The sequence below is a fragment of the Actinotalea sp. genome (assembly GCF_041597215.1).
In the GTDB taxonomy this organism is placed as follows: Bacteria; Actinomycetota; Actinomycetes; order Actinomycetales; family Cellulomonadaceae; genus Actinotalea.
Genome location: NZ_JBFHHB010000199.1, coordinates 1 through 5,936, shown reverse-complemented (window position 1 = coordinate 5,936; position 5,936 = coordinate 1). Strand labels below are relative to the sequence as shown.

6 protein-coding genes are annotated in these 5,936 nt (G+C 71.4%); 3 read left to right on the top strand and 3 right to left on the bottom strand.

The features are described from left to right. Positions 1-253: 253 nt before the first annotated feature. The 3 genes from ABWK99_RS12620 to ABWK99_RS12610 are packed head-to-tail and all read right to left on the bottom strand — an operon-like array spanning position 254 to position 2,630. A complete protein-coding gene (locus ABWK99_RS12620; protein WP_372595054.1) occupies positions 254-1,246 on the bottom strand; it encodes an NAD(P)/FAD-dependent oxidoreductase in 993 nt (330 codons plus the stop codon). A gap of 14 nt (positions 1,247-1,260) precedes the next feature. Then, positions 1,261-1,944, bottom strand: a complete 684-nt coding sequence (locus tag ABWK99_RS12615) for a GNAT family N-acetyltransferase (protein WP_372595053.1) — start codon at positions 1,942-1,944, stop codon at positions 1,261-1,263. Then, positions 1,941-2,630 carry a hypothetical protein gene (locus ABWK99_RS12610; protein WP_372595052.1) on the bottom strand — a complete coding sequence of 230 codons (690 nt, stop codon included), beginning with the start codon at positions 2,628-2,630 and terminating at the stop codon, positions 1,941-1,943. The genes ABWK99_RS12615 and ABWK99_RS12610 overlap by 4 nt, the downstream gene beginning before the upstream one ends. Positions 2,631-3,344: 714 nt before the next feature. Between ABWK99_RS12610 and ABWK99_RS12605 the strand changes: the two genes are divergently transcribed. From ABWK99_RS12605 to ABWK99_RS12595, 3 genes are all read left to right on the top strand, one after another. Then, positions 3,345-3,743 carry an ArsR/SmtB family transcription factor gene (locus ABWK99_RS12605; protein WP_372595051.1) on the top strand — a complete coding sequence of 133 codons (399 nt, stop codon included), beginning with the start codon at positions 3,345-3,347 and terminating at the stop codon, positions 3,741-3,743. Then, the gene (locus ABWK99_RS12600; protein ID WP_372595050.1) at positions 3,743-4,654 is read left to right on the top strand and encodes a cation diffusion facilitator family transporter; all 912 of its coding nucleotides are present in this window, start codon (positions 3,743-3,745) and stop codon (positions 4,652-4,654) included. The genes ABWK99_RS12605 and ABWK99_RS12600 overlap by 1 nt, the downstream gene beginning before the upstream one ends. A gap of 242 nt (positions 4,655-4,896) precedes the next feature. Next, a complete protein-coding gene (locus ABWK99_RS12595) occupies positions 4,897-5,691 on the top strand; it encodes an alpha/beta hydrolase family protein (RefSeq protein WP_372595049.1) in 795 nt (264 codons plus the stop codon). Positions 5,692-5,936: the final 245 nt, after the last annotated feature.

The window sequence follows — 5,936 nt, the reverse complement described above, 5'->3', positions numbered from 1 at the left end:
TGGGCGCCGTCAGCGCCGAGCTGCTCCCAGACCTGGAGGTCTGCAGCGTCCTGGATACCTGGCAGGGCGACGATCGACTGGAACACCGTCTGGAACGCACCCACCGGCACGATCATCCCCACCGGGCGAGCGGCGAGTTGCGTGCGCAGTCGTGCCAGGCATCGCGCCCCGGTCGTCATGGTCGACTCCCCGGCGCCCCGGGACACTCCCGGTGGCGCCGATCGGCCGCGGACCGGCATCCCGGGTGCCCGGCTCACAGGCCGTGCCGGCGGTCGCCGGCGGAGGCTTCTGCCCCACGCGCCTCCATCGCCGGCGAGAACGGGTCGCCGGCGTCGCTGTCCTCCACGGCGCGTTCGACGTCCTCGGTGACCAGGTCGGCGTTGATCGCGATCGCTGCAGCCGACCCGGCGCCCGCGGACGTGATGACCTGCGCGCGCGGGTCGGCGGCGTTGCCGGCCACCCACACCCCGAACGCCGACGTCTGCCCGCTGCGGTCGGTCATGGGGAACCCCGCCTCGTCCAGCTCGCATCCCAGGTGAGCGAGCAGCCCGTCCGGGCGCGGGACGTTGACGGGGCGGACGAAGACCGCAGAGCGCGGGACGGTTCGTCCGTCGGCCAACGACACACCGGTGAGCCGGTCGTCCTCGACGACCAGTCCGGTGACCTCACCGGTCACCAGCTTGATGCCGCGGGAACGCAGCTGGCGGTGCTCCGCCGGGGTGACGGTGAGGGTATGAGCGAAGAAGACGACGTCTGCCGACCACTGACGCACGAGCAGCGCGTGCTGCACGGTGCCCTCATGCGTGCCCAGGACACCGAGAGGCTGGTCACGGACCTCCCAGCCGTGGCAGTACGGGCAGTGCAGCAGGTCGCGGCCCCACCGCTGTCGCAGGCCCGGCACGTCGGGCAACTCGTCGCTGACGCCGGTGGTGACGAGCACGCGCCGGGCACGGAGCACTGGTCCGCCGGCGAGGCGGACGTAGAAGCCCGGCTCGATGCCCGTCACCCGGTCCGCAAGCACCTCGACGCCGTAGCCCCGGACCTCCGCGCGGCCAGCGGCCAGCAGCTCGGCGGGGGGCATGCCGTCCCGGGAGAGGAAGCCCTGCATGTGCTCGGCCGGGGCGTTGCGGGGCTGTCCCGCGTCCACCACGGCGACCCGCCGGCGCGCCCTGCCCAGCACGAGGGCCGCGCTCAGCCCGGCGGCCCCGCCGCCGACCACCACCACGTCGTACACCTGTGCCTCCATGGCGACCACCTCCATCACGAGCCTTCGACCGACACGTGCCCGCCGGCAACGAACATTGCGGTTTCCGGGACGCGGGACCTTCTCGCGTCCGCCCTGCCGGCGTGAGCGGTAGGCGTCGGGTCCCACTCCTCGGCGAGGAGCGCGTACCCGTAGACGTCCAGCCAGTCCCCGGATCGGTGCAGGGACTCACGCACGGCGTGCAGCTCGCGGCGCATCCCGACCCGCTCCATCAGCCGCCACGACGCCTCGTTCGCCGCGAAGCAGCTGGCGGTGACCCGCCGCAGGCCCAGCTCGTGGAAGCAGACCCTCAGCAGCTCGCGGACTGCCTCGGTCGCGTACCCGCGACCGGTGTGATCCGGGTGCAGGGCCCAGCCGAGCTCGGCGTGGACCGCGCGTCCCTGCCCCCTGACCTCAGCCTGCGTCCACGCGTCCTCGACCCTCAGCATCAGGTCACCGATCACCGCACCGTCGAGCTCGACGACCACGGTCACGGCGAGGCTCTCCGGGTCCAGGAAGTGCTCCCGGTACTCGGCCAGGTTCTGCGGCGTGCGGGTCAACCACCGGTTGACCGGCTCCAGCCGACGGAAGTCCCAGGTGGGCCCGGCGTCCTGCGGAGTCGCCGTGCGCAGCACCAGGCGTTCGGTGCGCACCGGCCACGCGATGTCGTCCAGCGCGGTCTGCACGGCTGGGCCCGTCACAGGTCGCTCGTCGCGTACGCGCGTGCGCCGGGGCCCTCGAGGTCGGGCTCGGGCGCCACGATGCTCAGCGACCGCCAGAGCGAGAACCCGAGGGCGATCAGTGCGAGGCCGTTCGGCACGGCGACGAGCCGGTAGAACGGGTCGGGCAGGCTCGACACCACGATGGTGAGGACGCCGGAGAACGCGAGCAGGATCGTCGCCCATCGCATCAGGACGCGGGCGCGGAAGAGCGCCACGCCGAAGAGGAGGCCACCACCGAGGTAGGCGAGGTCCTGGACGCGCAGGAGTGTGCGCAGCGTCCCGATGTCGCCCTCGGGGCTCCCGCCGGTCATAGCGGCGGCGACGTCGGGAACGTAGCCGGTGCTGATGCCCGCCACGGTCGGAAGCACGTTGGCGACCATGAGGACCGAGCTGGTCATCAGCAGGTAGCCCAGCCCCAGCACCAGGTACCCGATCAGGCCGAGCACGCCCGCCTGGCGCACCTGTCGCAGGTACAGGCCGGTGATGCCGACCAGGGCGAGGACCGCCATCACGGCCTTGGACGAGTTGCGGACGAAGCCCTCGGTCGAGGTCAGGAAGTCCACGTCGAAGTGGGGGTGGCCGATCTGGACCCCGATGAAGAGGCCACCGGCGGCGACTGCGGCCACGGCTGCGCCGCGAAGGAGCGTCGAAGGTGTGATGTCCATGTCTCTGTCCTGTCGTCGTGGTGCGGCGTGCGCCGTACGAGCGGGACCGTACGGACGGAGGTGGTGACGCCGACTCACCAGACGATGTGATCTGCGATGTGATCTTCCGTCCGGCCACGCGCGCTCCCGCCCGATCAGCACGACGAGACGCTGTCTAGGGAACGGCGACAGCAGCGCACCGCGCACCTGTAGGCCCATCCCGGTGAGCGAGCCGGCCTGCGCACCGCCGACGAAGACGCTGGGGTGCCTAACGGGGAGCCCAGACAGGCACCCTCGCGGTGGGCACAGGTGGACGCCTCTGGACGGAAGCGGACTCTGACCTGCGCATACGCGGCTCGGAAGGGCGCTTGAAGGTGGGGGGAGCGCTCGCTGGGGGTCAAGGGGTCGCAGGTTCAAATCCTGTCATCCCGACAGTGTCTTTGCAGGTCAGAGGCCCGCACTGCTTCGGCGGGGCGGGCCTTTTGGCTTGCGGTCGGCCAACGTCGCCGTCGCGTCGGTGACCGCGAATGACCGCGAGTTGGCTGACTCTCGCCGCCAGCGCAAGCAGGTCAGCGCGAAGTGCGGTGAGGAGTGGCCCGCTCGGGGAAGGCCTGATCGCGACGCGGCCGGGATTCTTGAATCCTTCTTCTGCCGACATCGGGCGAGGTACGGGGGAGGCTGGCGGCCGCGTCGCCACCGGGGGGTGGAGTGGTCGTGCTGCTAACATCTGCATGAATGCGCAGACGTGGAGGTGTCATGGTGCAGGTCCCGCCAGAGGACTCGTGCGCGGTTGTCGCGGTGGACCCGGAGAAGGTCGCGCTGGCGAGGCAGGGCATCCCCGGGACGGCCGAGGCGGGGACGCTCGCGCAGCTGTTCAAGCTCCTCGGCGATCCCACCCGGACCCGGATCCTGTACGCCCTGCTCGAGGCGGGGGAGCTGTGCGTGTGCGACCTGGCGGCTGTGGTCGAGGTCCCGGAGTCGACCGTCTCCCAGGCGCTGCGGCTGCTACGGACGGCGGGCGTGGTCGACAACCGCAGGTCGGGTCGAATGATCTTCTACCGGCTCGCTGACGCGCACGTGCGGATGCTGCTGGACCTGTCCCGGGAGCACACCCGCCACGAGGGGGTCCGCTGATGGGCACCGGGCACAGCCACGGCCCCGCGCCCGAGCACGCCGGGGGGAGGTACCGCACGCGACTGGCCGTGGCCTTTGCCCTCACCGCGGCATTCTTCGTCGTGGAGCTCAGCGTGGGGCTGGTCTCCGGGTCCCTCGCGCTGGTCTCCGACGCCGGGCACATGGCCGCCGACGTCGTCGCTCTCGGCGCGAGCCTGGTGGCGACGGGCATCGCCACCCGACCGGACAAGTCCGGTCGGCGGACGTACGGGTCCTACCGTGCGGAGGTGTTCGCCTCCGGGCTGACCGTCCTGATCATGCTCGGGGTGGGGCTCTACGTGCTCGTCGAGGGCATCAGTCGGATCGGGCAGGCACCGGCGGTGGCGTCGGGGCCGATGCTGGTGGTGGGCTTCCTCGGCCTTGCGGTCAACGTCGTCGCGCTGGTGCTGCTGCGCGGCGGGTCCAAGGAGAGCCTGAACGTGCGGGGGGCGTACGTCGAGGTGATCGCCGACGCCGCCGGTTCGGTCGGCGTCATGGTGGCCGGCGCTCTGATCATCGTGACCGGGCAACCGGTGTGGGACGTCGTGGCCGCCGTCGCGATCGCCGTCTTCGTCGCGTTCCGGGCCATCGTGCTCGGACGGCAGGTGGTGGCCGTCCTGGGCCAGCACGCACCTGAGGGCATCGACCCCGAGGCGGTTGCCGGAAGCCTCGGAGGTATCGACGGCGTCGCACAGGTGCACGACGTGCACCTGTGGGCCCTGACGTCCGGGATGAACGTGGCCACCGCGCACCTGGTGGCAGCACCACAAGCGGACCACCACGAGGTCCTGGACCGCGCCCGCGACGTCCTGCGGGACCGATTCGGCATCGCGCACGCCACCGTGCAGGTCGAACCCGCCGATCACCACGGCTGCCAGGACCTCACCTGGTAGCCCCTGACGGACCAGATCCGAGCGCTACGACAGCTCGCCGAGGTCGTGCTGCTGAGCCGGGCCGTCACATGGGTGCACGGGGCGTCGCCGTAGAGCATCGACAGTGCCCGGTCGATGCACGGCACGGGCCTCGACGACAACGGGTTGTCACCCTCATGCGGGCTCCGTGGAACTTTTGCCCCGGCCGGCGGGTTTCGTGGTGGAGGGCTGGACGACCCGGTCCGAAGGCGGGAAGGACGACGATGGCGCAGCGGGTGACGTTCGACGGAGCGGGTGGGCAACGCCTGGTGGGCCTGCTGGACCTTCCGGATGGCGAGCCTGTGATGACGGCGCTCTTCGCGCACTGCTTCACGTGCGGCAAGGACAGCATCGCCGCTGCTCGGATCGCCCGGGCGCTGACTGCCCAGGGTCTTGCCGTCCTCAGGTTCGACGTCACGGGACTGGGCGAGTCCGAGGGAACCTTCGGGGAGGCGACGTTCAGCATGGACGTCGCCGACCTTGCGGCGGCCGCGGCCTACCTACGCAGCAGGGGCCAAGGCCCTGGGCTCCTGGTCGGGCACTCCCTCGGTGGTGCAGCTGTCATCGCGGCGGCCGCCCGGATCCCGGAGGCGCTGGCCGTGGCCACGATCGGCGCCCCGAGCGACCCGGCGCACGTGACGAACCTGATGGCCGACCTCGTTCCCGCCCTCGAGGCCGAGGGGCGCGCTCGGGTGCAGCTGGGTGGCAGGACGTTCACTGTGCACCAGGCCTTCCTCGACGATCTGCGCGCGCAGCCGCAGCGACGTCGGATTGCCGAACTCGGTCGTGCCCTGCTGGTGATGCACTCGCCGCAGGACGCGATCGTCGGGATCGACAACGCCCGCGAGATCTACGAGGCGGCCCGGCACCCGAAGTCGTTCCTCAGCCTGGACGGGGCAGACCACCTGCTGACCGGCCATGACGACGCCCGGTACGCCGCCGATGTGCTCGCTGCATGGGCGTCGCGCTATGCCTTGTCGGGCGTGACAGCTCGCGTCGAACCCTCGGGGCCACACTGAATCGCGATCGGGAACCGTCGGGGAGCTGCTCGGCGCGGCGCCAGGCATCACGCCCGTGTCGAGCGGGGCCCGCCCCAGCCCGCTCGTCGCGCGCCGCCCGGCCCCTGGTGTCATCCTGCAGCGATGGTGAGTTCTGCGCGAGGGATGGCCCGGCGGGCGAACGACCACCCTGTCATCGAGCTCGGCGCCCGCGCGGGCTACGTGGCGTCGGGTGTGATCCACCTGATGATCGCCTGGCTCGCGGT

Coding starts and splice junctions, on each gene's coding strand:
- ABWK99_RS12620 (WP_372595054.1), bottom strand. CDS start 1,246: ATGGAGGCACAGGTGTACGACGTGGTGGTGGTCGGCGGCGGGGCCGCC.
- ABWK99_RS12610 (WP_372595052.1), bottom strand. CDS start 2,630: ATGGACATCACACCTTCGACGCTCCTTCGCGGCGCAGCCGTGGCCGCA.
- ABWK99_RS12605 (WP_372595051.1), top strand. CDS start 3,345: ATGCGCAGACGTGGAGGTGTCATGGTGCAGGTCCCGCCAGAGGACTCG.
- ABWK99_RS12600 (WP_372595050.1), top strand. CDS start 3,743: ATGGGCACCGGGCACAGCCACGGCCCCGCGCCCGAGCACGCCGGGGGG.
- ABWK99_RS12595 (WP_372595049.1), top strand. CDS start 4,897: ATGGCGCAGCGGGTGACGTTCGACGGAGCGGGTGGGCAACGCCTGGTG.